Source organism: Mucilaginibacter sp., assembly GCF_028288205.1.
GTDB lineage: Bacteria > Bacteroidota > Bacteroidia > Sphingobacteriales > Sphingobacteriaceae > Mucilaginibacter.
On sequence record NZ_JAQBOD010000011.1, the window covers coordinates 85,423 to 109,850 of the forward strand.

The 24,428-nt window shown below is 41.1% G+C and carries 27 protein-coding genes; 8 read left to right on the top strand and 19 right to left on the bottom strand.

Annotation, left to right across the window (positions count from 1 at the left end; genetic code table 11):
• Positions 1-99 precede the first annotated feature (99 nt).
• Positions 100-1,089, top strand: a complete 990-nt coding sequence (locus JWR23_RS02575; protein ID WP_299512563.1) for a hypothetical protein — start codon at positions 100-102, stop codon at positions 1,087-1,089.
• On the opposite strand, the gene JWR23_RS02580 is transcribed toward JWR23_RS02575, so the two are convergent.
• The 4 genes from JWR23_RS02580 to JWR23_RS02595 are packed head-to-tail and all read right to left on the bottom strand — an operon-like array spanning position 1,058 to position 4,565.
• Complete coding sequence (locus JWR23_RS02580; RefSeq protein WP_299512566.1) at positions 1,058-1,687, bottom strand: rhomboid family intramembrane serine protease; 630 nt, start codon at positions 1,685-1,687, stop codon at positions 1,058-1,060. The two genes, JWR23_RS02575 and JWR23_RS02580, sit on opposite strands and share 32 nt — an antisense overlap.
• Positions 1,688-3,436 carry a M14 family zinc carboxypeptidase gene (locus JWR23_RS02585; protein ID WP_299512569.1) on the bottom strand — a complete coding sequence of 583 codons (1,749 nt, stop codon included), beginning with the start codon at positions 3,434-3,436 and terminating at the stop codon, positions 1,688-1,690.
• A 38-nt stretch (positions 3,437-3,474) separates the two neighbouring features.
• A complete protein-coding gene (locus tag JWR23_RS02590; protein WP_299512572.1) occupies positions 3,475-3,834 on the bottom strand; it encodes an MmcQ/YjbR family DNA-binding protein in 360 nt (119 codons plus the stop codon).
• 2 nt (positions 3,835-3,836) lie between these two features.
• Positions 3,837-4,565, bottom strand: coding sequence for a hypothetical protein (locus JWR23_RS02595; protein WP_299512577.1), 729 nt, complete (start codon positions 4,563-4,565; stop codon positions 3,837-3,839).
• Between the two features lie 91 nt (positions 4,566-4,656).
• On the opposite strand from JWR23_RS02595, the gene pepT reads away from it, so the two are divergent.
• A complete protein-coding gene (gene pepT, locus JWR23_RS02600; protein WP_299512581.1) occupies positions 4,657-5,910 on the top strand; it encodes a peptidase T in 1,254 nt (417 codons plus the stop codon).
• Positions 5,911-5,919: 9 nt separating this feature from the next.
• Here pepT and JWR23_RS02605 read toward each other — a convergent pair whose 3' ends face one another.
• The 5 genes from JWR23_RS02605 to JWR23_RS02625 form a co-directional block, all read right to left on the bottom strand.
• Positions 5,920-6,504: a hypothetical protein gene (locus JWR23_RS02605; protein ID WP_299512585.1), complete on the bottom strand. Its 585-nt coding sequence runs from the start codon at positions 6,502-6,504 to the stop codon at positions 5,920-5,922.
• Between the two features lie 84 nt (positions 6,505-6,588).
• Complete coding sequence (locus tag JWR23_RS02610) at positions 6,589-7,092, bottom strand: shikimate kinase (protein WP_299512588.1); 504 nt, start codon at positions 7,090-7,092, stop codon at positions 6,589-6,591.
• A complete protein-coding gene (locus JWR23_RS02615; RefSeq protein ID WP_299512593.1) occupies positions 7,089-8,147 on the bottom strand; it encodes an ABC transporter permease in 1,059 nt (352 codons plus the stop codon). Before JWR23_RS02615 ends, JWR23_RS02610 begins: the two co-directional genes overlap by 4 nt.
• Positions 8,144-9,295: a BT_3928 family protein gene (locus JWR23_RS02620; protein WP_299512596.1), complete on the bottom strand. Its 1,152-nt coding sequence runs from the start codon at positions 9,293-9,295 to the stop codon at positions 8,144-8,146. Before JWR23_RS02620 ends, JWR23_RS02615 begins: the two co-directional genes overlap by 4 nt.
• A complete protein-coding gene (locus JWR23_RS02625) occupies positions 9,292-9,834 on the bottom strand; it encodes a DUF1599 domain-containing protein (protein ID WP_299497269.1) in 543 nt (180 codons plus the stop codon). The genes JWR23_RS02620 and JWR23_RS02625 overlap by 4 nt, the downstream gene beginning before the upstream one ends.
• Before the next feature lie 131 nt (positions 9,835-9,965).
• On the opposite strand from JWR23_RS02625, the gene folP reads away from it, so the two are divergent.
• A complete protein-coding gene (gene folP / locus JWR23_RS02630) occupies positions 9,966-10,820 on the top strand; it encodes a dihydropteroate synthase (protein ID WP_299512598.1) in 855 nt (284 codons plus the stop codon).
• Positions 10,821-11,314: 494 nt separating this feature from the next.
• A complete protein-coding gene (locus JWR23_RS02635; RefSeq protein WP_299512601.1) occupies positions 11,315-12,190 on the top strand; it encodes an NmrA family NAD(P)-binding protein in 876 nt (291 codons plus the stop codon).
• A gap of 143 nt (positions 12,191-12,333) precedes the next feature.
• Here JWR23_RS02635 and JWR23_RS02640 read toward each other — a convergent pair whose 3' ends face one another.
• From JWR23_RS02640 to JWR23_RS02655, 4 genes are all read right to left on the bottom strand, one after another.
• Positions 12,334-13,314: an aldo/keto reductase gene (locus tag JWR23_RS02640; RefSeq protein ID WP_299512604.1), complete on the bottom strand. Its 981-nt coding sequence runs from the start codon at positions 13,312-13,314 to the stop codon at positions 12,334-12,336.
• 106 nt (positions 13,315-13,420) lie between these two features.
• The gene (locus tag JWR23_RS02645; RefSeq protein WP_299512608.1) at positions 13,421-14,620 is read right to left on the bottom strand and encodes a DUF1624 domain-containing protein; all 1,200 of its coding nucleotides are present in this window, start codon (positions 14,618-14,620) and stop codon (positions 13,421-13,423) included.
• A gap of 151 nt (positions 14,621-14,771) precedes the next feature.
• On the bottom strand, positions 14,772-16,910 hold the full coding sequence (locus JWR23_RS02650) for a molybdopterin cofactor-binding domain-containing protein (RefSeq protein ID WP_299512613.1): 2,139 nt from the start codon (positions 16,908-16,910) through the stop codon (positions 14,772-14,774).
• Positions 16,907-17,374, bottom strand: coding sequence for a (2Fe-2S)-binding protein (locus JWR23_RS02655; protein ID WP_299512616.1), 468 nt, complete (start codon positions 17,372-17,374; stop codon positions 16,907-16,909). The genes JWR23_RS02650 and JWR23_RS02655 overlap by 4 nt, the downstream gene beginning before the upstream one ends.
• A 285-nt stretch (positions 17,375-17,659) precedes the next feature.
• Between JWR23_RS02655 and JWR23_RS02660 the strand changes: the two genes are divergently transcribed.
• The 4 genes from JWR23_RS02660 (at position 17,660) to JWR23_RS02675 (ending at position 19,474) form a co-directional block, all read left to right on the top strand.
• On the top strand, positions 17,660-18,034 hold the full coding sequence (locus JWR23_RS02660; protein WP_299512620.1) for a response regulator: 375 nt from the start codon (positions 17,660-17,662) through the stop codon (positions 18,032-18,034).
• A gap of 193 nt (positions 18,035-18,227) precedes the next feature.
• Positions 18,228-18,617 (top strand): response regulator, encoded by a 390-nt coding sequence (locus JWR23_RS02665; protein ID WP_299512623.1) that lies wholly within the window; start codon positions 18,228-18,230, stop codon positions 18,615-18,617.
• A gap of 19 nt (positions 18,618-18,636) precedes the next feature.
• The gene (locus JWR23_RS02670; RefSeq protein ID WP_299512625.1) at positions 18,637-18,897 is read left to right on the top strand and encodes a hypothetical protein; all 261 of its coding nucleotides are present in this window, start codon (positions 18,637-18,639) and stop codon (positions 18,895-18,897) included.
• A 136-nt stretch (positions 18,898-19,033) separates the two neighbouring features.
• Entirely contained in the window at positions 19,034-19,474 is a 441-nt protein-coding gene (locus tag JWR23_RS02675; RefSeq protein WP_299512628.1) for an Hsp20/alpha crystallin family protein, read from the top strand.
• Between the two features lie 150 nt (positions 19,475-19,624).
• Here the strand turns inward: JWR23_RS02675 and JWR23_RS02680 are convergent, their stop codons facing one another.
• The 6 genes from JWR23_RS02680 to modA form a co-directional block, all read right to left on the bottom strand.
• A complete protein-coding gene (locus JWR23_RS02680) occupies positions 19,625-20,935 on the bottom strand; it encodes a DUF3570 domain-containing protein (protein ID WP_299512630.1) in 1,311 nt (436 codons plus the stop codon).
• 21 nt (positions 20,936-20,956) lie between these two features.
• Positions 20,957-21,178 (bottom strand): DUF4266 domain-containing protein, encoded by a 222-nt coding sequence (locus JWR23_RS02685; RefSeq protein ID WP_299512633.1) that lies wholly within the window; start codon positions 21,176-21,178, stop codon positions 20,957-20,959.
• Between the two features lie 15 nt (positions 21,179-21,193).
• On the bottom strand, positions 21,194-22,126 hold the full coding sequence (locus tag JWR23_RS02690; protein ID WP_299512636.1) for an FAD:protein FMN transferase: 933 nt from the start codon (positions 22,124-22,126) through the stop codon (positions 21,194-21,196).
• A gap of 219 nt (positions 22,127-22,345) precedes the next feature.
• A complete protein-coding gene (locus tag JWR23_RS02695; RefSeq protein ID WP_299512639.1) occupies positions 22,346-22,975 on the bottom strand; it encodes an ATP-binding cassette domain-containing protein in 630 nt (209 codons plus the stop codon).
• Positions 22,972-23,643: a molybdate ABC transporter permease subunit gene (modB, locus tag JWR23_RS02700; protein ID WP_299512642.1), complete on the bottom strand. Its 672-nt coding sequence runs from the start codon at positions 23,641-23,643 to the stop codon at positions 22,972-22,974. The genes JWR23_RS02695 and modB overlap by 4 nt, the downstream gene beginning before the upstream one ends.
• A 13-nt stretch (positions 23,644-23,656) precedes the next feature.
• Positions 23,657-24,424, bottom strand: a complete 768-nt coding sequence (gene modA / locus JWR23_RS02705) for a molybdate ABC transporter substrate-binding protein (RefSeq protein ID WP_299512644.1) — start codon at positions 24,422-24,424, stop codon at positions 23,657-23,659.
• Positions 24,425-24,428 lie beyond the last annotated feature (4 nt).

The following is a 24,428-nucleotide window of genomic DNA, read 5'->3' on the forward strand; positions in this document are numbered from 1 at the left end:
TTGTTCACCCGTTCGCGGATGGCGCGGGTGAGCAGAACAAGGGAGATGAGTTAATAAACACGCTTTGCTTAACCTAAATCACATTACTATCTTTGTGGCATGCCACCAAAAATATATTCGCCGTTCGATGCTTCAAACTTTAGTAACCGGAGCTGTTTTCTTACGGGCGAAACCCTAAGCAGCGAAGAGGAAAAGATACAGGTATTTCCGCAATGGTTAATGAGCCTTTATAACCTGGAGGACCAGCCATTTAAATTGCTGGACGAAAGCATGGCTACCTACAAAGATATTAAGCTGCCCTGCTCGGCCACGGTTAACGAAACTTATTTAGAGCCGTTAGAAGCCGAAATAGCTGCTGCTTTTGATGGCGGATATAACGCGGTTAAAGCGCTTGAAGAGTTAAAGCTATTTCAATGGGCGGGCAAATTGCTTTACGGCATCATATTTAATGAGGTACAATCCGGCATTAAACTACAGCGTTCGCAAGGCGAAGAGTTTAACATTTCGCAATCTATCATCCATAAATTCAGTAACCTGCATTTAATGCTGCAAAGCATTAATCAGCCTATATTATTTGAAGATTTTAAACCGTTCAGCCTGTTTTTATTTAAGGTTAGCAATAATGAGCAGGAATTTGGCTACCGCGATGAGATCAATACGCTTACCTTTTCTTTACGCATAAAAGATTTTGGCCTGATAATTTGTTTCCAGGATAACGGGGCCAACCGCCACTATCACCGCGAAATGTTAGCGAAAATAGGCGATCAAACCCTGCATCCCATACAGTTTGAAGAGTTTAGCGGGCGGGTGTTTTACTCGGCCTACCTGTTTAACCGCTTGCCCGAATATAATATTCTGCCTGTTGACGAAGAGGTTTACATTGAGGCCATGCCGCTACGCGGAATGAGCAGCAAACCCCTGTTTGATAATTGGCAAAACAAAATTTACGGACAAGTACTGGAAAGTTTCTGGAAAAACTGGGGCTTCCTGCTGTTAGAGATCATTAAAAACCCCGAAGAGCCCATGAGTTTTTTGTTTGATGCCGATGGTAATTTTGTTAGTGAAGAATTGATTGCACTCCCCCACTAATTTGGTGTAAAAATATAGGCACTATTTTAGGGTTAAGAATTATGGTGATGGCAATACCACAAAGCGCTCCAAACAAATGCGCGTCATGGTTAATATTATCTTTTGAATATCTGGAAGCGTAGCTGCAATAAACCATATAAAGCACGCCAAATAAAATAGCCGGAATAGGTATTGGCAATGGCATGATCATCAACCTGGTCATGGGCGAATACATGATATAACTAAATACCACCGCGCTAACCGCGCCGGATGCGCCCAGGCTATTGTACCAAAAATCGTTTTTGTGTTTAGCAACAGATGGCAGATCACTTAAAATTAAACTTGCTATATATAATAAGCCAAATTGCCAGTGGCCAATGTATACTTCTAACTGAAAAGCAAAGAAATAATAGGATAGCATGTTAAAGAACAGGTGCATCCAGTCTTTATGTATAAGGCCGCTGGTAAGTAGTGTATATACATACTTTTTTCGGTATACACTGTAAGGGTGCAGCATCATTTTGCCGTACAAGTTCTCGTTAGAGAACGCCAATAGCGAAGTTGCAATAGTTATAGCAAATATGAATGATGCTACAGGTGCGAATGTTATGTATTCCATTTATTTTTTAAAGTCGAGTTTAGTATCTGTCAATATCCGGCCTATCGGGTAGCGCCTGTTTGTTTTTTCATAATAAGGCGAATTACGGTAAACAAATGTTAATTGCTGTTGCGCGCTGTTAGCCAATGCCGGGTTTTTTGCTTTTTCGTCATCCAGTTTCTTTTTCAGTTCCGGGTCCTTTTTGAGCAGATCGGCAGCAACTTCCTCAAAAACGTACGATGAGAAGCCTTCCTTCTCATCTAAAACAGAATCAAAAAAGTTCCAGGCAAAAAACGAATCTACACCTGCAGGCTCCAATGTTTCCACAATATAACGGTTAAGTGGTTGGTTGGTGTATACCACGTAATCGCCGGCGTAAAATTTAATTTTCCCATCAACCGGAATCACTTTAACACCTGTATGCAGGTAATGCCCCTCGTAGGGCCGGGTGGGTACTGGTAAATCGCCCAGATAGTATACCTGTAGATCAAGTGTAGTATCATGCGCTAATCTATGCATCACTACATTATTCAGCTTATACAGGTCAATTATTTTCCCCCATGCCTGTGGTATAACGTAGGCTAAGGGCTTATCAACGGTTTCTGTAGCTTTATAATTATCGTAGTATTTAATGGTTCTTGTCCAAGGTTTTGTTTCATCATAATATAAACGCCGCAGCCCGCTTACCTCGCTGGTTTTATACATGGCCGCATAACCTTTAAAGGTAATGGTATCTACTTTTGCGCGGTCAAGCTGCCAGTTCATGGCAAAGGTTTTTTGCCTGCTCACCTGCTCATCGGCTTTACGCTTTAACTCGCCTATCAGTTTGGCATCACGCTCGTTAATATCAACCAGCGCCTGCATAAAATTATAAGTGGCATAAACTCTTTTGTCAAAAGACTTTAACATATGTGCCTCTGTTATATAGCTGATGATGTTATGCTGGGCAGTATAGCCTGTGGCGTAACGCGGCGTTTCTAAGAAGGCAACAATACCACTGTCGGGCGTGCCGCTGCGCCCGCTTTCAACATAAGGAATCATTTCAAATCCGCTCTTTTTCATCCTTTTATATAACTCGGGCGAAAGCGTTTTTGAAGTGTATTCGGCCAGAACGGGGTTTTGCTTATCCTTTTGCGTTTCTATCAGCGTCATTACATATTGATAGTCGGCACCGTCACTGGTGTGGTTATCCAAAAATATTTCGGGGTTCCAGGTATTTACTATCTGCTCAAGCGCAAGTGTATTTCTGCTATCGGCTTTTATAAAATCGCGGTTCAGATCCAAGTTGCGGTAATTCCCCCTGAAACCATAACTGCTTGGTCCGTTTTGGTTAATACGGCTAACACCACGATTTAGCGCCCCGTCTATATTATACAACGCTACAATACATATTATTACGTTTTTAGGCAACGCCTTCTTTTTAAGCAGATCCCGGGCAAACATCATACTGGCATCAATACCTTCAGGCTCGCCGGGATGAATGCCGTTGTTTATCAATAACACCCTTTTATTTTGCTTTTTGATGAGTGCCGGATCAAAAATCTTATCGCGCGATAAAACAACCAGCGTTAAAGGATAGCCAATATCTGTTGTGCCGTAATTGATCAACTTCATTTGCGGATTTATAGCTGCTAACTTTTTATAGTAGGCGATAACCTCATGATAAGTTGCCGTATAGTTTTTATCCTTACTTAACTCGAAGGGGGTTAGCTGCGCATGCCCTGCGCCAAAAGTAAAACAAGCTAACAGGGCCAATAAAAGATGTTTCATAAAAGTGATTTAATAAATTATGCCCTTTAAGGTAAGGATTATTCAGAAATGCCAATAATTTCGGTCTGAATTTTTTTAGCGAGGCTTTGAAAGATCAGATCATAAGAATGGTCGATCATTTCAAGCAGTTGTTTACGGGTTAGTGTGCCATTCATGAAAACGGTGTTCCACATTTTTTTATTCATGTGGTAGCCCGGCTGTACTTCTGTATAACGTTCGCGAAGCTCAATGGCAAGTTCCGGATCGCATTTTATGTTAAAACGGTCTCCATTGTCTAAACCTGCAATTAAAAAAATTTTACCGCCAACCTTAAATACCAGCGTTTCTTCTCCAAAAGGAAATCCTTCGTTAGCGCCCGGCTTTTGCAGGCAATAATCACGCAGGTCTTCAATATTCAATGTTAATTTATTTGTTTGGTATATGATGAGGCGGCACCAAAATTAAACTTAATGCCAACAACTATTTGACTGTATTGATCTTGCGAATTGTTTTTAAAATGGCTCGGCGGGTCAATATAGCCATCCAGCCCTTCGCCCCAGGTAAGGTTGTGTATGTAGCCTATATTAATGCCTATAAATGGTTCATCATAGCCATTATATATTTTAAATTCATACCCAAAGCGTATGGGTACAAGCAGGTTGAGGCTGCTGTTTTTACCGGGAAAAGTATAAGTGCCAATGGGATACCCATCATTAGGGTCAAGGTTGGTGCGCTGTATAAAGGCCATATTATTACTTATAAGCCCAACACCGGTACCAACGTAAAAATCTTTTACAATTTTCATAAAAAAATCACCCTCATAATCCAGGACCTCACCTAATCCTAAGTCGCCATGTAAAATAAACGCTTTATACTTATTATCGTATTGCCGCCTGTTGGCATCGGTAATTATACTACCACCCGAAAGCTCTCCCGTCTGAAATTCAAGACCTATAGGCATATAGGGCGATAAATTATAATAACCGGTAATATTATATGTTTTGCCCCTGTTGGCTTCTTTCAGGTCGGCATAGGGTTTGTTATAACTGGCAAAAAAGCCAAGACCATACTTGGAAAAATTATAGCTGTCCTGTGCTTTTAATGATAGGGCGGAAATAATTATAAGAAAAAGCAGGCTGAATTTTTTCAAAACCAAATATTAATCAATATTTACAAATTATTACAATTAATCATAGATGTACCCCAACTAAATGTACCCCAACTTGTTACAAATATAAGATATGAACTTTAATTTAAGATTAAACTTTTCAGTTATAGACCGTTTTTTGCGCTATGTGGGTATAGATACTCAATCTGACCCCAATTCAGATAGTTATCCGTCAACAGAAAAGCAAAAAAATCTTGGTAAATTGTTAGTAACTGAACTGCAACAAATTGGGATAGAAGATGCCCATTTAGATGAATATGGATATGTATACGCAACTATTCCCGCTAATACTGATAGGCCCGGTATACCGGTAATTTGTTTTTGCTCGCATATGGATACATCGCCCGACTGTAGCGGCAAGGATGTAAAGCCAATAATTCATAAAAACTACCAGGGGGCTGATATTATTTTACCGGACGACCCATCGCAAATATTACGTATGAACGCGCACCCCGATCTTAAAAACCAAATTGGCAATGATATTATTACAGCCAGCGGTACCACCTTATTAGGTGCCGATAATAAGGCCGGGGTGGCCGAGATAATGGATGCCTGTTACCAACTCATCAATCATCCCGAAATTAAACATGGCATTATCAGGATATTGTTTACGCCTGATGAAGAAATTGGGCGGGGAGTTGATAAGGTAGATATTAAAAAACTGGGTGCTTATGCCGGCTACACTATTGATGGTGAAAGCGCCGGAAATATGGAAAACGAAACCTTCTCTGCAGACGGCGCCAAGCTGGTTATTCATGGTATAAGCTCGCATCCGGGTTTTGCAAAAGGCAATATGGAAAGTGCCATAAAAATTGCAGGACAAATTGTTGCCCGCCTGCCTTATCAATTATCGCCCGAAGGAACAGATAATAGGCAGGGCTTTGTGCATCCGGTTGGTATTGAGGGGCATGTAGAACAGGCAACGGTTGATTTTATTATCCGTGATTTTGAAGATGCTAAACTGGAGGCACATGCAAATACTATCCGCAAAATTGCTGACGAGGTTCTGAAAAACTTTCCGAACTCAACCTATGAGCTGCTGGTTAAACCGCAATACCGTAACATGAAAAGCATGCTTGATAAACACCCGCAAATTGTTGAGTACGGCATGGAGGCTATTAAACGTGCCGGGCTAAATGCCCAATTATGCAGTATACGTGGCGGCACAGATGGTTCCCGATTATCATTTATGGGATTGCCGTGCCCTAATATTTTTGCGGGCGAACACGCTTTTCATGGCAAACAGGAGTGGATATCTGTACAGGATATGCAAAAGGCCGTTGAAACCATATTGCATTTATGTATGGTGTGGGAAGAGCGGAGTTAATATCTGGATCTACTCCTTCACCCCATCAACAATAAGCGAGGTATAACCCAGCTTGCCGTCTTTATTCCGGGGATCATATCTGCGTGAGCGGTGTATCATGCCGCCGTCGGTGGTCCAGTCGGTATAATGGAACTCACCGTTTTCATCCCAATACTCCAGCAGCTCAACTTTAAAGCCAGCCTTTTCCAGCCTGCTTTTCATCACGTCATAAGTATATAATATTTTATGGTCATCAGCACCTACGCCGGTTCCGCCTACTCTAACCCATTCAATATATTCTTTATCCGGGTTGTTGCCGTCTGGTACAGCTATTCTTAGTCTTCCGCCCTTTTGCAGATAATCATAACAATTTTGGTTTGACAGGCGGGTTTCTTCATCGGGGATATGTTCCCATACATGCTCTGCCAAAATATTAGTTAAGCGGTTATCGCCAAACAGTCGTTGCCAGTCTGATGCTTTACTTGCATCAAGGGCATCATATTCAGAAAGTATCCACTCATTAGCAAGCTTAATTTTTGATGAGCCTATGGTTAGCTTCCTCTTTTTTAAAACATAAAAGTTAAACCAGATCTCTAATGATCCTTTTATTCTCATTAAAATATGTTTTATCATATACCCGGATATTTTTGTTTTAATGCTGTTTATTGCAAAGCCCAATTATAGGCATTTATTATCTTTTTAAACGGAAAGGCTAACTTCTGCCAAAGCCTCAACAGACAGATCTATACCATTAACAATATAGGTAGCCTGTTCATAAAAAACATCCCGCTCAGCTAATTTCTCAGTAATAAAAGCTACCAGTTCATCACCATGTAAGCCATGTAATAACGGACGCGTTATTTTACCCTTATCTAACCTATCTGCCAGTGTTTTGGGTGATAATTTAATATAGATGGTTTTGCCATTGGCATTCATCCATTCCATATTGTCAAAAAAGCAGGGCAGCCCGCCGCCTGTTGATATTACTGCGTTTTCAGGATATGCTGTTTCCTTTAATATTTTTGATTCCAGCTCACGAAACGAATCCTGCCCATGCACCGCAAAGTACTGGGCTATGGTCATGCCCGCTTTTTCTTCCAGGATATGGTCAAGGTCCATAAACTCATACCCCAGGTGTGCGGCCAGCTTGCGGCTCCATGTGGTTTTGCCGCATCCCATAAATCCTATAAAAAATAGCTTCATTGTAGTTTCACTCTTGGGTCTATCCAAACATAAACAACATCTACCAAAATATTTATCACCACAAAAATAAAAGCGATAAATAATATAGACCCCATTACCACCGGGAAGTCGGACATTTCTAAAGCGTTAACGGTAGTTTTGCCCAAACCATTATAGCCAAATACATATTCTACAAAAAATGAACCGGCCAGTAGCGAAGCAAACCACGTGGCAATGGCAGTTATAACTGGGTTAAGCGCGTTTTTTAAAGCATGCCTGTAAACAATGGTATTATTGCTTAATCCTTTTGCTTTAGCGGTGCGGATATAATCCTGACCTAAAACATCCAACATGGCATTGCGGGTAAGCTGTACAATTATAGCAAGCGGCCGTAAGCCTAAAGTAACCATAGGTAATATTAAATTCTTCCACGTTATAACCTCGCCTTTAAACGGGTCATAACTATATAAACTGCCAGACATATTTAAACCGGTGTACCTGCTCAATACAAAGCCAAATATCCATGCGATGATTATTCCCGCAAAAAACGATGGGGCAGAAATACCTAAGGTAGAAAAGGCTAAGGCCGAGCGGTCTACCCAGGTATCTTTATGCACGGCGCTTAATATGCCTAAAAACACACCGATAACAATTGCAAACAGCATGGCGGTTGTGGCCAGTATTAATGTATTTGGCACCACTTGTAATAAAAGGGATGCCACTTCTTTACTGGTTTGATAAGAGCGCCTAAGATATGGCCATTTTAAAGCAACAACCTTATATTGTGAAATAGCAAACAGGGGCACATAGTGATATCTTAACCGTTCGGCAGGAGTATTTAAATGGATACCTATTGCTGATAGGTCATTTAAGTAATATGCAAATTGTACCGGTAAGGGTTTATCCAGCCCAAACTCTTTGCGCACTGCCTGTAATGACTGCACATCAGCGCGCTGGCCCTGCGTCATCCGGGCCGGGTCAACAGGTAAAATATTAAACAAAAAAAATACTACTACCACAATACCCAGCATTACCGCCGAGCCATAAAGTAGCTTACGGATGAGGTAACTTATCATTGATGCTGAAAATATTTTTTTACCAGATGATCATAATCAGGCACAGTATGGTAATGCCATTTGTTAACGATAGTTCCGTTTTTAAGCAGGATAATACCTGGGTTAGCACGAACCATTGATTTTAGCGGCACCCCGTCGGCATAAAAAATTTCGCTTATTAAATGAAATTTCTTGCCAAACGCAACCGCGTCTGTTGCCGAATTGGATGTTAACAATACGGTACGGATATTAAAGTTTTGTGTAAGATTTGTAGCCAGCGCGTTTAGGCGGTTAATGGCGCCTTCGTCTGTCTTTTTCAGATCGTACGCCACAATTACCAGGCTGTAAAAAGGGTTGGCCAATAACTCCTGCGTATAATCATTACGCTGCGCGTCTTGTATGGCAAGGTCGGCAATTTTAGGGCTGAAACCTTTTTTAACCAGTTTGCTTTCGGGGTTACCAATAACGGCCCAATTGTTATCTTTCCAGATACCTGTTTTAAGGTATTCTTTATCGCTCATGGTTTTGGTTTCGCCGGTCTTTTTGTTTTTTAAGTTATAGGTTAACTCAAATTCATCAGGCATGGCACCCGGCGGGGTTTTCATTTCGTCAGAAATATTCGCGCCTATTTTATAGGGCAAAAAATCAATTATCGGCGAAAAGTTATAGGTATATAAACCAAAGCCGACAGATAGCATAACGGCGGCTATCAACAACCGTTCGCCGATTTTAAAGCTAAACAGGGGCATTATATTTTTCTTGTTTTTAAATAGTACCACAATTAATAGTAGTAACACCAGGTCCTTACTAAAAGATTGCCAGGGTGTTAGCGGTATAGCATCGCCAAAACAACCACAGGTTTGCACCACTTTAAAAAACGCCGAATAAAAGGTTAAAAAGGCAAAGAAAATTATAATGAGCAATAAGCCCCAGGCTACTTGTTTGGCCCTAACGCCAATTAGTAAAGCAAAGCCTAATATCATCTCTAAAGCGCAAAGCAATACAGCAAAGCTTAGCGCCAATCCGTTTAAAAAAGTGATATGGAAAACCTCGAAATATTCTTCCAGCTTATAAGAAAACCCCAGTGGGTCATTAGCCTTGATAAGGCCAGAGAAGATGAACAGTAACCCAACACTTATCCTGCAAAACCATATCAAGCTGTTTTTCATTTTACACCTAATTTTATTAATGCAAATACCGAGTAGTTTAATATATCCTGGTAGTTAGCCTTTATTCCTTCAGATGCAAGTGTGAGGCCCTTATTGTCTTCTATTTGTTTTACACGCAGCAGTTTCATCAATATCAGGTCGGTTAATGAACTTATGCGCATATCGCGCCAAGCCTCGCCGTAATCATGATTTTTTGCAAACATCAAATCCTTTGTTTCCTTAACCTTATCATCAAATAACCGGCTTACATGGTCGGGCGCCAGCTCAATAGCTGTTTCTGCATCGCATTCCAGCTGCATCATGGCTATAACGCAATAGTTTACTATGCCAATATATTCGCCGGTAATATCTTCGCCTACTTTTGATATTTTCTTTTCTTCAAGTGTGCGTATGCGCTGCGCTTTAATAAATATCTGGTCGGTAATTGATTCAAGGCGAAGTATGCGCCAGGCGGTACCATAATCATGGGTTTTCTTCATGAAAAGCCCCTTGCAAATATTAATTACGGCTTCGTATTCGGCTGATGTATTGTTCAAGATGTTATAAAGTTTTAATGTTTAAAGGTTAAAATGTTATAGCATGTGGATGCATTTAGGCCACATCTAAAATCACAAAATCTAAAGTAACTTTACAACTTTACAATCTTGCAACTTTAAAACAAAAATAACCAGTGGCTAAAGATACATTTTTTCATAAAAAGGCAACGCTAAATGCAGGTGGCAAACTCATTGATTTGAGTACACCAAAAGTAATGGGTATAATTAACCTTACACCCGATTCTTTTTATGCCGATAGCCGGCAACCCACTGTTGCCGACGCGCTGCAGCAAGCCGAAAAAATGCTGGACGATGGCGCTGCTTTCTTAGATCTTGGCGCTTACTCTTCCCGCCCGGGAGCCGATGATATTTCTGTACAAGAAGAAACGGATAGATTGTTACCCGTTGTTGAAGCGATAGCCGCTAATTTTCCCAATGCGGTTTTATCGATAGATACTTTTCGCTCGTCGGTTGCCGAAGCGGGTATTAGCGCGGGGGCACATATCATCAATGATGTATCCGGCGGACAATTAGATGTGGATATGTTTGCTACTGTAGCGCGCCTGCAAGTGCCTTACATACTGATGCACATGAAAGGCAATCCTAAAACCATGCAACAACTGGCTACCTATGATGATGTTTTTAACGAGGTGCTTGATTATTTTACCGAACGATATAACATATTAAAGCAATTAGGTGTAAATGATGTAATTATTGATCCCGGTTTCGGCTTTGCCAAAAAACCGGAACATGGTTACACACTGCTAAATCGTTTGGATGAGTTTAATAGATTAGGCCTTCCGGTATTAGTTGGCGTATCGCGTAAAAAAATGATCTATAGTTTATTGGGTGGTACAGCTGCCGATGCTTTGAATGGCACTACTGTGTTAAATACCATCGCGCTTACTAAAGGCGCTAATATTTTGAGGGTGCATGATGTAAGGGAAGCAGTGGAAGCGGTGAAAATTTGGGAGGCGGTGAGTAAATAAATAAGTTTAAGTGATATCTTGATGTGCTTTAATTTATCAATCGATATTTAAATAGCCAATTTGATGAGGACTGTATTTAGGCTAAAGCCAATGTCGTTTATCCTTCTATCCGTTGGTTAAAAACCAACGGATAGAATTGCTCTGAGGTAATTCATTGCCGTCCAATTTATTGGACGGATAGCAACAGAAAAGCAAATGGCTTTAGCCAAACTAAGCGCACTTACACTCTCCCCATATCCCTCACAGCCCACTCCGCTATAGCATGCAAACCAGTGTCAGATCTTGCCGCTACGCTTAATGTATAGGTTACCAAAAACGGCATAACAATTTTATTCATAATATAAGTAACCGGGGCACGCGCTTTGTGCTACTGTTTACTGGCATTGCGGGTTGAGCTTTCTTTAATTGCTGTCATGATACGCACTTTGGGATAGGTACTTGTATAAAAGTAAGTGCAAATATGTCTTTGTCAACAAATACAAAAAATTAAAACTATGAAAATTACATTAACAGGGTCAATAGGAAATATTGGCAAACCACTTACCGAAAATTTGGTAAAAGCCGGCCACCAGGTAACTGTAATAACCAGCAAACCAGCCAACGCTGCCGAAATTAAGTCCCTGGGAGCTATACCCGCGGTAGGATCAATAGAAGATGTGACATTTTTAACTAATGCCTTTACCGGTGCCGATATAGTTTATGCTATGGTGCCGCCAAATTTCGACGTAACGCATTGGAAGGAATATATAGCGGGTATAGGCCGTAACTACGCAGCAGCTATTAAAGCGGCAGGGGTAACCAAAGTAGTTCAATTAAGCAGTATTGGTGCACACTTAACAGAAGGCGCCGGACCGGTTACCGGTCTTCACCTGGTAGAAGCTGAGCTGAATAAATTAGAAGGTGTAGTAGTAAAATATGTGCGGGCGGGCTTTTTCTATACCAACTTCTATTCGAATGTGGATATGATAAAATATGCGGGTTTATTGGGCAGTAATTATGGTGCAGGCACTTATCTTCCACTTGTTCACCCGGCAGATGTTGCCGATGCCATTGCCGAAGAAATACAACAACCATTTACTGCTAATAGCATCCGTTATGTAATTAGCGACGAACATACTGCGGGCGAATCTGCTGCTATATTAGGGAAAGCGATAGGTAAACCCGAATTGCCCTGGGTTGAGTTTACTGATGCTGATGCCTTGGGCGGCATGCTGCAAGTTGGCGTGCCCGAAGAGATAGCCAAAAATTATGTAGAAATGGGTAAAGTTTCCCGGAATGGAAAAATGCAGGAGGATTTCCTGACACATAGATCTGTGTTAGGAAAAAGAAAGCTTGAAGATTTTGCGGTAGAATTTGCTAAAAGTTTTTAAGCTGATAATTAAGCATAAAATGAATTTATCACAGGTAATGGATTTTAATATTTCAATACAACACTGACAAATCCTTGTCAGTGTTGTAGGTGTTGCAGGTATTGCAGGGTGTTGTATATGTTGCGCAATGCAACATCCCTCAATTAATGAAACCCTGCTATAGGGTGCGGTATATACAATTCTTCCAGTTTCTTTATTTCTTCGGATGAAAGCTTGACAGACAGGGCTTTTACCGCGTCGGCTAAATGCCCCGGCTTACTTGCGCCGATAATTGGGGAAGTAATAGCCGAATTAGCTAACAACCAAGCCATAGCTACCTGCGCGTTAGGCAAACCTTTTTGCGCGGCAACTTCATTCAGGCGCCCAATCACTTCAAAATCGCCGAATTTACCATATATATCTTTTCCAAAACCATCGGTCCGGGCACGTTCTGTTTCGTTACGGTCCTTGTTTAGGGGGCGGGTTAGTAAACCCCTTGCTAATGGCGACCACGGGATAACCGCTATTTTTTGATCTTTACATAACGGTATCATTTCGCGTTCCTCTTCGCGGTATACCAGGTTGTATTGCGGTTGCATAGATACAAAGCGTGTCCAGCCATGCAGATCAGAAACATAAAGCGATTGCGTAAACTGCCAGGCGTGCATAGATGATGCACCAATATAACGCGCCTTGCCGGCTTTCACCACATCATGCAGAGCCTCCATGGTTTCCTCTATCGGGGTATTATAATCCCATCGATGGATTTGATATAAGTCTACATAATCGGTGCCTAAGCGCTTCAGGCTGGCATCAATTGCACTCATAATATGCTTGCGCGACAGGCCCTTGTCATTCGGCCCGGGCCCCATAGCGTTAAACACTTTGGTTGCCAGTACAATCTCATCGCGTTTAGCAAAATCTTTTAGTGCCTTGCCAACCACTTCTTCGCTGGCGCCATCTGCATATACATCGGCGGTATCAAAAAAGGTAATGCCAAGCTCCAGCGCCTCTTTAATAAACGGGCGACTCTCCGCCTCATTAAGGGCCCAGGGCCATCTTTCTGTAGGTTTACCATAGGTCATGGTACCTAAACACAGGCGCGAAACCATCATGCCTGTATTTCCAAATCTTACGTAGTCCATAATAGTTGTAAATTTCAGGCAAATTACAAATTGTAACTGAATGGGTTTATACTGTTTAATTAGTTAGTACCAAATGCCTTAATACCCGATGATGGTAAAACAGCGATTAAATATAGCTTAACCACCATTGTTGGTGCGTCTTTTTATATTTGCTGAACCACCTGCATGGCAGGTATAATATTGCTATTACCACCAACCATATTACATACACGCCCAACAAGTTAAACCCAAAGCCAGCGGGTGAAAACAGGAAAGGTATTTTAGGATTAACGATTTGACTGGTAGAATAGCCTTTCGCGAAAAATATAATTACGTGGATGGCTTGAATTAAATACCAGTGGCATATGTAATAGAAAAAGGGCACATTACCATATACTATTACAATGGATGTAAACTTGTTTTTAACGGTTTCTATACTGGCTAATACAACCAGCGAGAGTCCTATTGTCATGCTCAGATATAGTAATGAGCACGGGTATTTGGTAACATTAAAAAACGAGATAATACTCAGCGCGGTTGTTTTTTGAACCGACCATGGCGATGGGTCCCCATAAATATTAAACGCCCTGAATATAAAGAACAGCGCCAACAGGCCCAGGCCCGAATACAATAATATTTTTCTGCGTTTTACAGCATCAACCGAGCTTTTGTAAAGTGATCCAAAAACATAGCCGAGCAGCATTACGCCTGTCCACGGTAAAAGTGCATAGGCTATTAATACGTAATGATTGCTATCAATTTGTACAAGACCGCTAAACCCGGCAGCAGATAAAAGCAGTTTCCAGCCAATAGTTGCAGTAATGGGTCCCGGGTTTACAATGTCCAGTATATTATGCCCAAAGAAAATAATTGCGCCAATAATACCAATAACGGTTAATGAGGCTTTTAACCTTACCAATATTCCCAGCAAGACCATGCTGCCGCCAATGGCCCATATAACCTGCAATATCAAAACATTATAAAGCGGGTTAAGGGTAATAGCAAAAGTTATAAAAACAAGTTCAACTATAACAAGCCATAACCCGCGTTTAATCAAAAACGCACTTAACTCATTTCTGGTACGGCGCATACCCGCCAGGTAGGCCGACATGCCGCTTAAAAACACAAAGGTGGGTGCGCAAAAATGAGTTATCCAGCGGGTAAAAAACAAAATGGGGGTAGTTACTGCCAGATCTGTAGGTTCGGGTTGGCCCAGGTGAAAAACATCCCTAACATGGTCAATAGCCATAATCAGCATTACTAAACCGCGTAATATATCTATAGATTCTATGCGATACTTTGTAGTAGCAGAAGTTGTTGTTGTCATAAAGAGATCAGGTTAAAGAAATTGCAATGCCGAATATAAACATAATCAATTTCATAACAAATTGATTCTTAACAATTAAACACCGTTTTAGTCTAAAACAAAAAAGCCCGTAAATATAATTTACAGGCTTTTCTACTTATCTAAATATTATTTATGCCTTCGCAAATTCAAAAGGCAATTTTCTATACCTGATACCCGTTGCGGCAAAAATAGCGTTGCCTATTGCGGGTGCCATTGGCGGCAGTCCGGGTTCGCCTAAGCCGGTTGGCGCATCTTCAGATGGTACAAATTTCACAATAACCTCTATTGGCGCGTCCTTCATCCGCAAAAACTTATAAGTGTGGAAGTTGGTTTGCTCAACAGCGCCCTTATCAAAAGTAACCTTGCTAAATAGGGCATGGCTCAGGCCGTCAATAATAGCCCCTTCTACCTGGGTTTCGGCACCGCTTTGGTTAACCACTCTGCCGCAATTAACAGCACTGTATACTTTAGTTACCCTAAACGTTCCATCCTTCAATTTAGTTATTTCGGCCACGTGAGCAGCATAGGTACTAAACGAAAAATGCGCGGCAAAGCCTTGATATACGTTTGGTTTTTTTGTTTTGCCCCAACCGCTTATTTGCGTAACCAGGTCTATAACGCTTTTATATTTAGCTACGTCATACCCCCCGTCGGTTTTGCCAACCGGTTGATTTTTTGCTTTTTCTAATAGTTCAAGCCTTAACGCTACCGGGTCCTTTTTCATTTGGTGGGCCAATTCATCCAAAAAACATTCATCGGCAAATGCTACCGAGTTACTGGTAGGTGCACGCCATGGCCCCGTTTGTATATTTGTTTTAAGCGAATGATTATCTGCACGGTAATTAGCTACAGCTTTTGCCGGGAAACCATCCGGATTGGATGCCCTGCCTCCGCTTAATACCGCGGCATTAAGGTGCCAGGCCACCAGCTCATTCGCCGGACTAATTGCCGCTTTATATTTAAACATACTTGGCGGGCGGTAAAAATCGCCCTGCATATCATCCTCGCGCATCCATAGCATTTGTATAGGCACTTTAGCAGCTTGCGATATTAGCGCTGCTTCTACTCCGTTATCCGGCTGCAGCTTGCGCCCAAAACCACCTCCCTGCCTCGGCATGCCTAAAGTTATATTAGTTTCTGGTACACCTACAGCTTTTGCAACCTCGGTGCGTAAGCGCGCAGGCACTTGTGTTGGGCCATACAGATCAACTTTACCATCTTTTACATCAGCAAAAAAGTTAAGCGGCTCCATGTTGGCATGCGATAGCGCGGGTGTTTCGTAAACCGCTTCTACAATCTTGTAGTCCTTATTATTTAAAGCAGCATCTATGTCTCCATCATTCCTGCCCGGCTTTTCGCTGTAGTTGTTTAACAGTTCTGTAAACGAGGCATCGTGGTCGGGAGTGCTTTCCAGCTTACTTGTCTCTTCCCAAACAACCTTTAATACATCCCGTCCTTTTTTAGCGGCCCAGGTTGAGGTTGCCAAAACTGCCACTAAGTTTCTTGAAGGTACCGAAACCACATTTTTAACACCGGCCACCTTGCGCGTTTCGGTGTCATCAAATGATTTTAAGCTTTTGCCAAACGCCGGCGGGCGGGCAACTATCGCGAATAACATGCCTTCGCGGCGGGTATCTATACCAAATAAAGGCTTGCCGGTAATTATTTTATGGTTATCAATATTATGTACCCGAGTGCCTATTATCTTAAAATCTTTAGGGTCTTTTAATTTAACACTGGCAGGTACCGGCAATAATGCGGCTTTAGCAGCCAGGTCACCATAGGCTAATTTCTTTCCGCTTGGCTTATGTATTACAAAGGCATTTTCGGCATAACAATCACCCTCATTTGCTCCCCATTGCTGCGCGGCCGCGGTAATCATCATTTGACGGGCAGTTGCCCCGGCGTTGCGTATCGGTGTGAAACGGCTTCTTACCGCACCGCTGCCACCTGTTGTTTGCGAGCCGTATTTACTTTGATCAAGCGGTGCCATTTCTACCACCACTTTATCCCATTGTACCTCCAGCTCTTCGGCCAATATCATGGGTAGCGCTGTTTTTACTCCCTGGCCAATCTCCGGATTGGGCGACATTAATGTAATTAAGCCATTAGAATCAATTGATACATAGGCATTGGGCGAAAATATTGTGCCCGCGGCATGTTTAACGGGGCTTGCATCTGTTAACAAATGGAACCCAAACATTATACCGCCCCCGGCAATTGAGCTTACTTTTAAAAAGTGGCGCCTTGAAACTGTTTGATCGCTCATTTTGTAACCCCTCCTTTACTGGCTGCCAGGTGTATGGCTTTACGTATACGATAATGTGTGCCGCAACGGCATATATTACTTATGGATAGATCAATATCCTCATCTGTTGGATGCGGGTTGTGTTTCAGCATTGCCGCGGCGGCCATAATTTGCCCTGATTGGCAATAACCGCATTGCGGTACATCAACTTCGCTCCAGGCTTGTTGTACCGGGTGCGTGCCTTCGGCGCTTAATCCTTCAATAGTTACAATTTTAGAGTCTTTAACTTCTGATACGGGCAACTGGCACGATCGTACAGCAAAACCGTTAAAATGCACAGTACAGGCCCCGCACTGCGCAATGCCGCACCCGAATTTTGTACCAACTAAATTTAAATGATCACGCAATACCCAAAGCATTGGGGTGTCTGGATCTGCATCAACAGTAAGCAGCTTATTGTTGACAGAAATTTTGTATGTGGCCATAATGACTTTTGTTTTAAGTAAATCTATTAGTAAAAACTTTACTTTACAAATATTAGTGGGTAATAACTAAAATATTACATACTGTTGGTAACACTATTTAACACCCCGATAAAAGCGGCTTTGGTTTATATCTAAGCTGGCGCCTGTTGGATTGGTGATAGTGGGCAAGCGGTCTTTTTACTTTATAAATTAAAAATATTATTTCGTTAAAAGGAAAATATTATTTAATACATTAAAAATTCAATATATTTGAAATGATTACCGATCAATTTATCTGTAAAGCGCGTGAAGAAAAAAGTATTGGTTATTGAAAATGACCAGGATATCCGACATATTGTTGTCTTTGTTTTAGAGGAAGAAGGCTTTACCACTTTGAGTATTGCTGAGCCGGAAAACCTGGAAGATATCCTGCAATTCAAACCGGATGTGATCCTGATTGATGAGTTTATAAATAACCGGCCCGGGCACCGGTTATGTCTGAAGATCAAACAGGTTAAGCAATTAAAAGAGATCCCGGTCATCGTACTTTCCACCGCGAACAATATTGAATTGATCGCTACAGAATGTAAAGCAAATGATTATATCCGCAAACCTTTTGATCTGAAAGAAATAGTCGACAAGGTGGTTCGGGTGGTTAATAACCAGTCATTGATCTATTAGTATCACCGGCTTGCAGTTTTCCACAAAAGTGGAAAACAACCGCCACAATAACGGGCAATCAGATACTACATAAATAAAATACTACGTTAATATTTAATAACTATTATTCTTAACTTTATTTATCTTTTCAGCCGCTACTACTAATCATACGTCTGCCCCCGGTTTCTATCTTTTCACTTAAAAAATTAAGTCTATGGAAACGATAATGATACAAGAAGCGGATGCCGCCACCTTAGAGGTACTCACCTTTGCTTTGCAAATGGAAGGCTACCGGGTTTGCAGCCTGACCGATAATACTGAAAATGTCCTGGATTTGATCCGGCGGCATCACCCCAAGCTGGTTTTGCTGGACTGCTGGCTCAGCAATTATTCCGGCAAGCAGGTCTGTCAATGGATCAAGGCACATTTTCCGCGCCTGCCGGTAATCGCCTTCAGTTGCGATAATCAAATCGCTGAGCAATACCGCCTTTTGGGTTTTGATGATTACCTAAAAAAGCCATTTGACCTTGATCTCCTTTACCAGGTGATTCGAAAACATTTACCTCAACAAAAAAAGCGCCGCTATATTAGTACACCGGCTTAATAATGATTGTCTGATTAAGATGGAATTACTCCGTGAAAACATAATAGACCTTATCCGTGAAACATGCTCATCTCATTGGGAGCTGAATGTATTTAACGGACACATTATTGTTAACCTGCCGGATGCAGAAAAGGATTTCCGTTCAATATATAATAAAGTAAAACAGGAAATCACAAAATGTATAAGGCAGCATTTTCCCGATAGGGATGAAGAGCTATTATTCGAGGTTAGGAACTGTTCATGGAATTGCAGCTTTAAATTAGGGAAGACAACTTTATAATAGACAACACGGGCAAACAAGCAGTTGAACGTTTGGTTTGAAAAAGATAAAAAATGAAAAACCTGTGCTTATACTGATTGTTGTATTCTATAGCCGGGATGTTCCGGCAAGTAGGGTTTTATAAGGAGGATAAGTTATGACACTGGTAAAATTTAATGAGCGAAAAGACACCGGCATGTTAAGCCCGGTCTTTAATGACATTTTTGAAAACTTTTTTAATGATGCTTTTATATCAGACCGGATGGTATCCAGAATACCGGCTGTAAATATTTTAGAAACAGAAGGGCACTATCATATCGAACTGGCTGCACCGGGACTAAAGAAAGAGGATTTTAAGCTGGACCTGAATAGGAATATGCTGACCATATCGGTAGAAAAGCAAAACGAGCAAATGGATAATGATAAAAAATATAATAAACGCGAATACACCTATACGTCATTCGTGCGCTCTTTTACGCTGCCCGACTCGATTGATGATGCCAATATTGAAGCCCAATATACTGACGGCATACTCAAAATTAATGTGGCCAAAAGCAAAGAAGCGACAACGCCCAGCCGTCAGATAAAGATTAAATAATTGCTCATCATCAATTGTTAATCAGGCGCTGTCTCAGCGCCTTTATTTTTTTATGCCATGTTAATACCATGCAGCAACCGACACCCTGTTCCCCAGGCGGCTTTATACATGTGGGAGATATATAAAGCTATCTAATTCGCCAAATGTTAATTATTTAAAACCAAGAGCTACAGAGATCACATCAGATACCAGGTTAGTGCTTTGCGAATAATGTCCATATCTGATTTCAAAATCATGAAGATGTTGCCATCCCATTACCCCCGTTGGCGGTGCTATTCTAAATCCTACACCAAAAAACTGACTGTTAAACTTAGCATATTCATAATTACTGGTATAATAGGTATCAGTAGCGTTATGGACCTCATAAGGGGCAAAATATTTAGCAGCTGATTGATTGTAATACCTGTAAAACGGCGAAACCGAAAAGAAGGGTGTAATTTTATAAACCATTTCCAGGTTGGCTGTATTAGAGTTGCTGCCCCAATTGTCCGTATAGTATCGGTAATATGATCTGAGAATAATATTGTCGCCGAGAAAATAATTAGCCCTTAATCCTAAGGGAAGCTTAAACCTTGACGATGGTAATTTCTCGATAGTGTCTTTTTTGTTCGTAAAATACACCCTGTGAAAAGGTAAACTTAAATATCCCTTTTGTGCAACCGCGTCTGCCAGGAACATTACCTGCAGCCTGGAATTTATCATCTGAGAATAGGATACTGAAATGGTATAAGTATTCCTGGGACTGGTTGGAATGCTTGGTGTTGAACTACTGCCACTCAAAACAGAGTTTCCACTGGCAGTGGTTACATAAGTAGGCCCGCTTGAGACGGCGACAGTTGATTGCGGAATAAGTTCTGAAGGATAAATAAGTGTAACATGGTCAAAATAAGCTTGCAGCTTCATGCCAAATTCTCCACTCTTATCATTTGTCTTTTTTGAGAAATGTATATCAGCGCCCAATGATTTATAATTATACTCGCCCGAATAATAAGTGCCCAACCCAAAACTGGTGCCTTTAATTTCATTTTCAATTGTCCAGTCTAATGACGGATATATGCGTGATCCGCCGGTTTTTGATGCCCCTGATGTAGATACAAAAGCTGCTGACGCCGAAGTATGATGATCAATACCTAAACCAAATGAAAGTATGTTTTTATGTTTCGGCTGCCCGTACCAGAAGAGTTTCAGATCCAGGCCATTTGAAAAATCTGTTACTTTTTCTGTTCCGATACCCCCTGTAACTGCAGAATGATCCCCATTTTGGTTATAATAACTGGATACCAAATTTATTTCTTCAACCCCGAGTTGTGTTGGATAATAGCTGGCAGTGTCATCAACATCAATTGGGGTGTATAGGCCAAATGGATTTTTATTGCGGCTGGTATCTTCCTTAATTTGTGAAAAGGCATTTAAACGGCAAATGAGTGCGAAACCAAGTATAGTTAAATATTTCTTTTTCATGAAAAATTGATTCTTTGTAAATTAATTGCAGCCGCAGCCACCACCGGTTTTTCCGGCATTGGCGCCAGAAGCACTTTCACGGTAGGATTGAAAATTTAACTCATTCTTTTCAGCCTTACGGTTTCCAAGCGCCATTTCAGAATCATTGAGCCGGGTTTTTTGATATTCCCGTAAACGTACACACGAAGAGAAACTTATTATTATTACAAAACAGGCCAATAGTTTTACAATTTTATTTACCATTTTTAATCGGGGGATTTATTTTATATTTATGTTTTTTGAAGGATATAAATTATTGTAATCATCAATTATAACAGCTTCAATACCTTTCATTTGGTTAATCATATTTAACCCGGTATTAATACCCATAATCATTACCGGCGTTGTCATAGCATCGGCAATTTCTGCATTAGTTGTAATAATGGTTACGCTTTTAATACCGGTAACGGGCAAGCCTGTAAGCGGATTAATGGTATGCGAATATTTTTTACCATCCACCATAATAAACTTTTCATAATTACCTGATGTGGCAACAGCCATATCAGTGATGTCCATATACGAAAATATTTCATGTGAAGAATCCGGATTTGCAATGCCGATGGTCCACTTTTGGCCGTTTGGCTGTAACCCCCAGGCATTCAAATCGCCAGACGCGTTTACCACCCCGCTGCTTACGCCGCCTTGTTTCATAATTTGTTTTGCACGCTCGGCAGCATAGCCCTTGCCCATACCGCCAAACCCTATCCTCATTCCTTTTTCCCGCAAAAAAACGGTGCAGTTTTCATCGTCAAGCACAACGTTTCTGAAGTTAATAAGGCGCACCATTTTTTTTGCTGTAGCTTTATCCGGTAATGCGGTCATTTTTTGATCAAAGTTCCATAGTTGCTTATCCACAGATCCATAAGTAATATCAAATGCACCCCGGGTTACTTCAGATATCCTGATAGATCGGTTAATAAGATCAAATGTTTCCCGGCTTACTGCAACAGGCCGGATACCGGCATTTTGGTTAACCCGATTAGTTTCACTATCATCGCTAAAAGTGGTCAATAACTGCTCGATTCTTTTTATTTCATTAACTCCCGATTCTATTTTTTCATTGGCCCATTTTTCATTATCAGTAACTACACTCAATTCAAAACGGTTACCCATTAACTTGCAGGCCCTTTTAAAGATTTGCTGATCTGGCATCCGGTTTTAAAATAAAAATTAACAGTATTTCTGTAATTATCTTTAAACAAGAGTAAAGGGACAATCTGAAGATTAGATGAAATTAATACGTTTATATGCGTCTTTTAACGTTAATTAACATATTCAATATCATTGCTATTATAAACCACACGGATCTCTTAAGCGATAGTGAAAAACTCAAACTATGCATACGTCGCAGGGGCAGATTCTAAGTATAGCTTAAAGCGAGAGATCGCTTATATACAACTCTCCGTCAACCAGCCCATCCAACTCTGCCGGGTTATGACTTACTATTAAAACAGTTGCGCTTAACTCTCTAAACACAACTTTTAATCCTATTGTTAATTCTGCTTTCATATCCGGGTCCAAAGCCGAAAAGGGTTCATCCATCAATAACATTTTAGGTTTGATAGCAAGCGCACGCAAAATAGCTAAACGCTGCTGTTGCCCGCCCGATAGGTGCGCGGGTTTATGATTGGTCAGGGTATCCAGCTTGCCTAAAATTAATAGTCGCTTTATCCAATCTTTATCGTCCGTAGCGTATGCTAAATGTTCAGCAACCGTCATGTTTGGAAACAGGGCATAATCCTGGAAAACAAAACCAGTTTTTCTTTTTTGGGGCGATAGGTTTATGTTTATATTAGTATCTAACCAGGTAGTATTATTAACGGCTATCCTGCCTTTTTCGGGCGAGATCAACCCGGCTATTATTTTTAAAAATGTGGTTTTGCCTGCTCCGGATGGCCCGTAAATTTTGGTAATACTTCCATTGGCAAATTGGCGGTCAATTTTCAATATTTGCCGGCCATGATAAACTTTTAGTTTTTTCTCTATTGCTATGTCTATCATTCCAACGGAGATTTTGCCTGGTACTTATTAAACACAAACACGCTTATTACCATAATAAAAGTTATACAAAACAAGATAAGTGAATAAGCATTGGCGCTGGCGTAATCCATTCGCTCGACAGAATCATATACGGCAATTGACGCTACACGGGTAACACGGGGAATGTTGCCGCCTATCATCAGTACCACGCCAAACTCACCTAATGTATGAGCGAACGTTAGCACAACAGCTGTTAATAATGATGGTTTGATATTTGGTATTAATATATTCTTAAAAGTTTGCCACTTTGTTTTACCCAGGGTATAGGATGCCTGCGCTAATGATGCCGGTAATTGCTGCAGCGCTGATTTAATGGGGCCCACCATAAATGGCATGCTGTAAATAAATGAGGCCAGCACCAATCCCTGGAAGGAAAAAACAAATTGGATATCAAACGTATTTTGCAACCATTTACCCAAGCCATGCTGCGGACTAAAAGCCAGCAACAAATAAAACCCCAATACCGATGGGGGCAATACCAGTGGCATAGTAATAATTGCCTCTATAATAGTTTTAAAAAACGAGCGGCCCTTTGATAACCACCACGCAACCGGCAAACCAACAATTAACAATAACAGCGTGGTAATTGCTGCCAGCTTTAACGTAAGCCAAATTGGTGATAGATCCATCCGCCGGGATTAATTATTGAATACGATAACCGTATTTTTCAAATATACGCTTAGCGGGGGCACTTAAAATGTATTGATAAAATTTTTCGGCATCGGGGTTGTTTTCGGCATGTTTTAGTATAACCATTCCTTGCTGTATGGGCGCGTAGGTTTTAGGGTTTATCACTTTCCAATAAAGCGGTGTTTTATTGGCCGGGTCTTTTACTAATGCCTGGGTGGTGAAACCCACTTCGACCACACCGGTAGTGATATAGGTATTTATCTGCGATATGCTTTCGCCATAAACCATTTTGCTTTTAACGTTTTCCAGTATGCCATTTTTCTTTAACAATTCTTCGGCAGCTAAGCCATAAGGAGCGACTGCGGGGTTAGCTATCGCGATCTTTTTTATGCGGGGAGTTAGCAGTATGCGCTCCCAATTCTGAAAACCGATATTCTGACTGCTGCAAATTATTAAACTGCCATAGGCATAAACAACAGGTGCTTTGGCGCTAAGTCCTTCTTTATATAATTCCTGGGGAAAACTCATATCAGCCGATAAAAAAACATCAAATGGGGCACCGTTCTTTATCTGTGCAACCAGCTTGCCCGATGAGCCAACAATTGGTTCTATCCCGATACCTGTTCTTTGTTTAAAATCTTTTTGAAGTACTTCTATAATGGATTGCAGGTTGGCGGCCGCAGCTACTTTTAACCCTTGAGCATAGCATGGTACTGAAAATAACATTCCGGCAAATAATACTATGCCCACCCGTTTAATATGGAATATGTTGAGTTTCATGTTT

What these genes read in the sequence shown, in the direction of transcription:
- pepT (WP_299512581.1), top strand. Translation starts at nt 4,657, where the DNA reads ATGAACTTTAATTTAAGATTAAACTTTTCAGTTATAGACCGTTTTTTG.
- modB (WP_299512642.1), bottom strand. Translation starts at nt 23,643, where the DNA reads ATGGATCTATCACCAATTTGGCTTACGTTAAAGCTGGCAGCAATTACC.
- JWR23_RS02650 (WP_299512613.1), bottom strand. Translation starts at nt 16,910, where the DNA reads ATGAGCGATCAAACAGTTTCAAGGCGCCACTTTTTAAAAGTAAGCTCA.
- JWR23_RS02585 (WP_299512569.1), bottom strand. Translation starts at nt 3,436, where the DNA reads ATGAAACATCTTTTATTGGCCCTGTTAGCTTGTTTTACTTTTGGCGCA.
- JWR23_RS02665 (WP_299512623.1), top strand. Translation starts at nt 18,228, where the DNA reads ATGGAAACGATAATGATACAAGAAGCGGATGCCGCCACCTTAGAGGTA.
- JWR23_RS02635 (WP_299512601.1), top strand. Translation starts at nt 11,315, where the DNA reads ATGAAAATTACATTAACAGGGTCAATAGGAAATATTGGCAAACCACTT.
- JWR23_RS02645 (WP_299512608.1), bottom strand. Translation starts at nt 14,620, where the DNA reads ATGACAACAACAACTTCTGCTACTACAAAGTATCGCATAGAATCTATA.
- JWR23_RS02695 (WP_299512639.1), bottom strand. Translation starts at nt 22,975, where the DNA reads ATGATAGACATAGCAATAGAGAAAAAACTAAAAGTTTATCATGGCCGG.
- JWR23_RS02575 (WP_299512563.1), top strand. Translation starts at nt 100, where the DNA reads ATGCCACCAAAAATATATTCGCCGTTCGATGCTTCAAACTTTAGTAAC.
- JWR23_RS02610 (WP_299512588.1), bottom strand. Translation starts at nt 7,092, where the DNA reads ATGAAGCTATTTTTTATAGGATTTATGGGATGCGGCAAAACCACATGG.
- JWR23_RS02605 (WP_299512585.1), bottom strand. Translation starts at nt 6,504, where the DNA reads ATGAGAATAAAAGGATCATTAGAGATCTGGTTTAACTTTTATGTTTTA.
- JWR23_RS02690 (WP_299512636.1), bottom strand. Translation starts at nt 22,126, where the DNA reads ATGCCAGATCAGCAAATCTTTAAAAGGGCCTGCAAGTTAATGGGTAAC.
- JWR23_RS02655 (WP_299512616.1), bottom strand. Translation starts at nt 17,374, where the DNA reads ATGGCCACATACAAAATTTCTGTCAACAATAAGCTGCTTACTGTTGAT.
- JWR23_RS02620 (WP_299512596.1), bottom strand. Translation starts at nt 9,295, where the DNA reads ATGAAAAACAGCTTGATATGGTTTTGCAGGATAAGTGTTGGGTTACTG.
- JWR23_RS02670 (WP_299512625.1), top strand. Translation starts at nt 18,637, where the DNA reads ATGGAATTACTCCGTGAAAACATAATAGACCTTATCCGTGAAACATGC.
- JWR23_RS02675 (WP_299512628.1), top strand. Translation starts at nt 19,034, where the DNA reads ATGACACTGGTAAAATTTAATGAGCGAAAAGACACCGGCATGTTAAGC.
- JWR23_RS02615 (WP_299512593.1), bottom strand. Translation starts at nt 8,147, where the DNA reads ATGATAAGTTACCTCATCCGTAAGCTACTTTATGGCTCGGCGGTAATG.
- JWR23_RS02580 (WP_299512566.1), bottom strand. Translation starts at nt 1,687, where the DNA reads ATGGAATACATAACATTCGCACCTGTAGCATCATTCATATTTGCTATA.
- modA (WP_299512644.1), bottom strand. Translation starts at nt 24,424, where the DNA reads ATGAAACTCAACATATTCCATATTAAACGGGTGGGCATAGTATTATTT.
- JWR23_RS02685 (WP_299512633.1), bottom strand. Translation starts at nt 21,178, where the DNA reads ATGGTAAATAAAATTGTAAAACTATTGGCCTGTTTTGTAATAATAATA.
- JWR23_RS02640 (WP_299512604.1), bottom strand. Translation starts at nt 13,314, where the DNA reads ATGGACTACGTAAGATTTGGAAATACAGGCATGATGGTTTCGCGCCTG.
- JWR23_RS02680 (WP_299512630.1), bottom strand. Translation starts at nt 20,935, where the DNA reads ATGAAAAAGAAATATTTAACTATACTTGGTTTCGCACTCATTTGCCGT.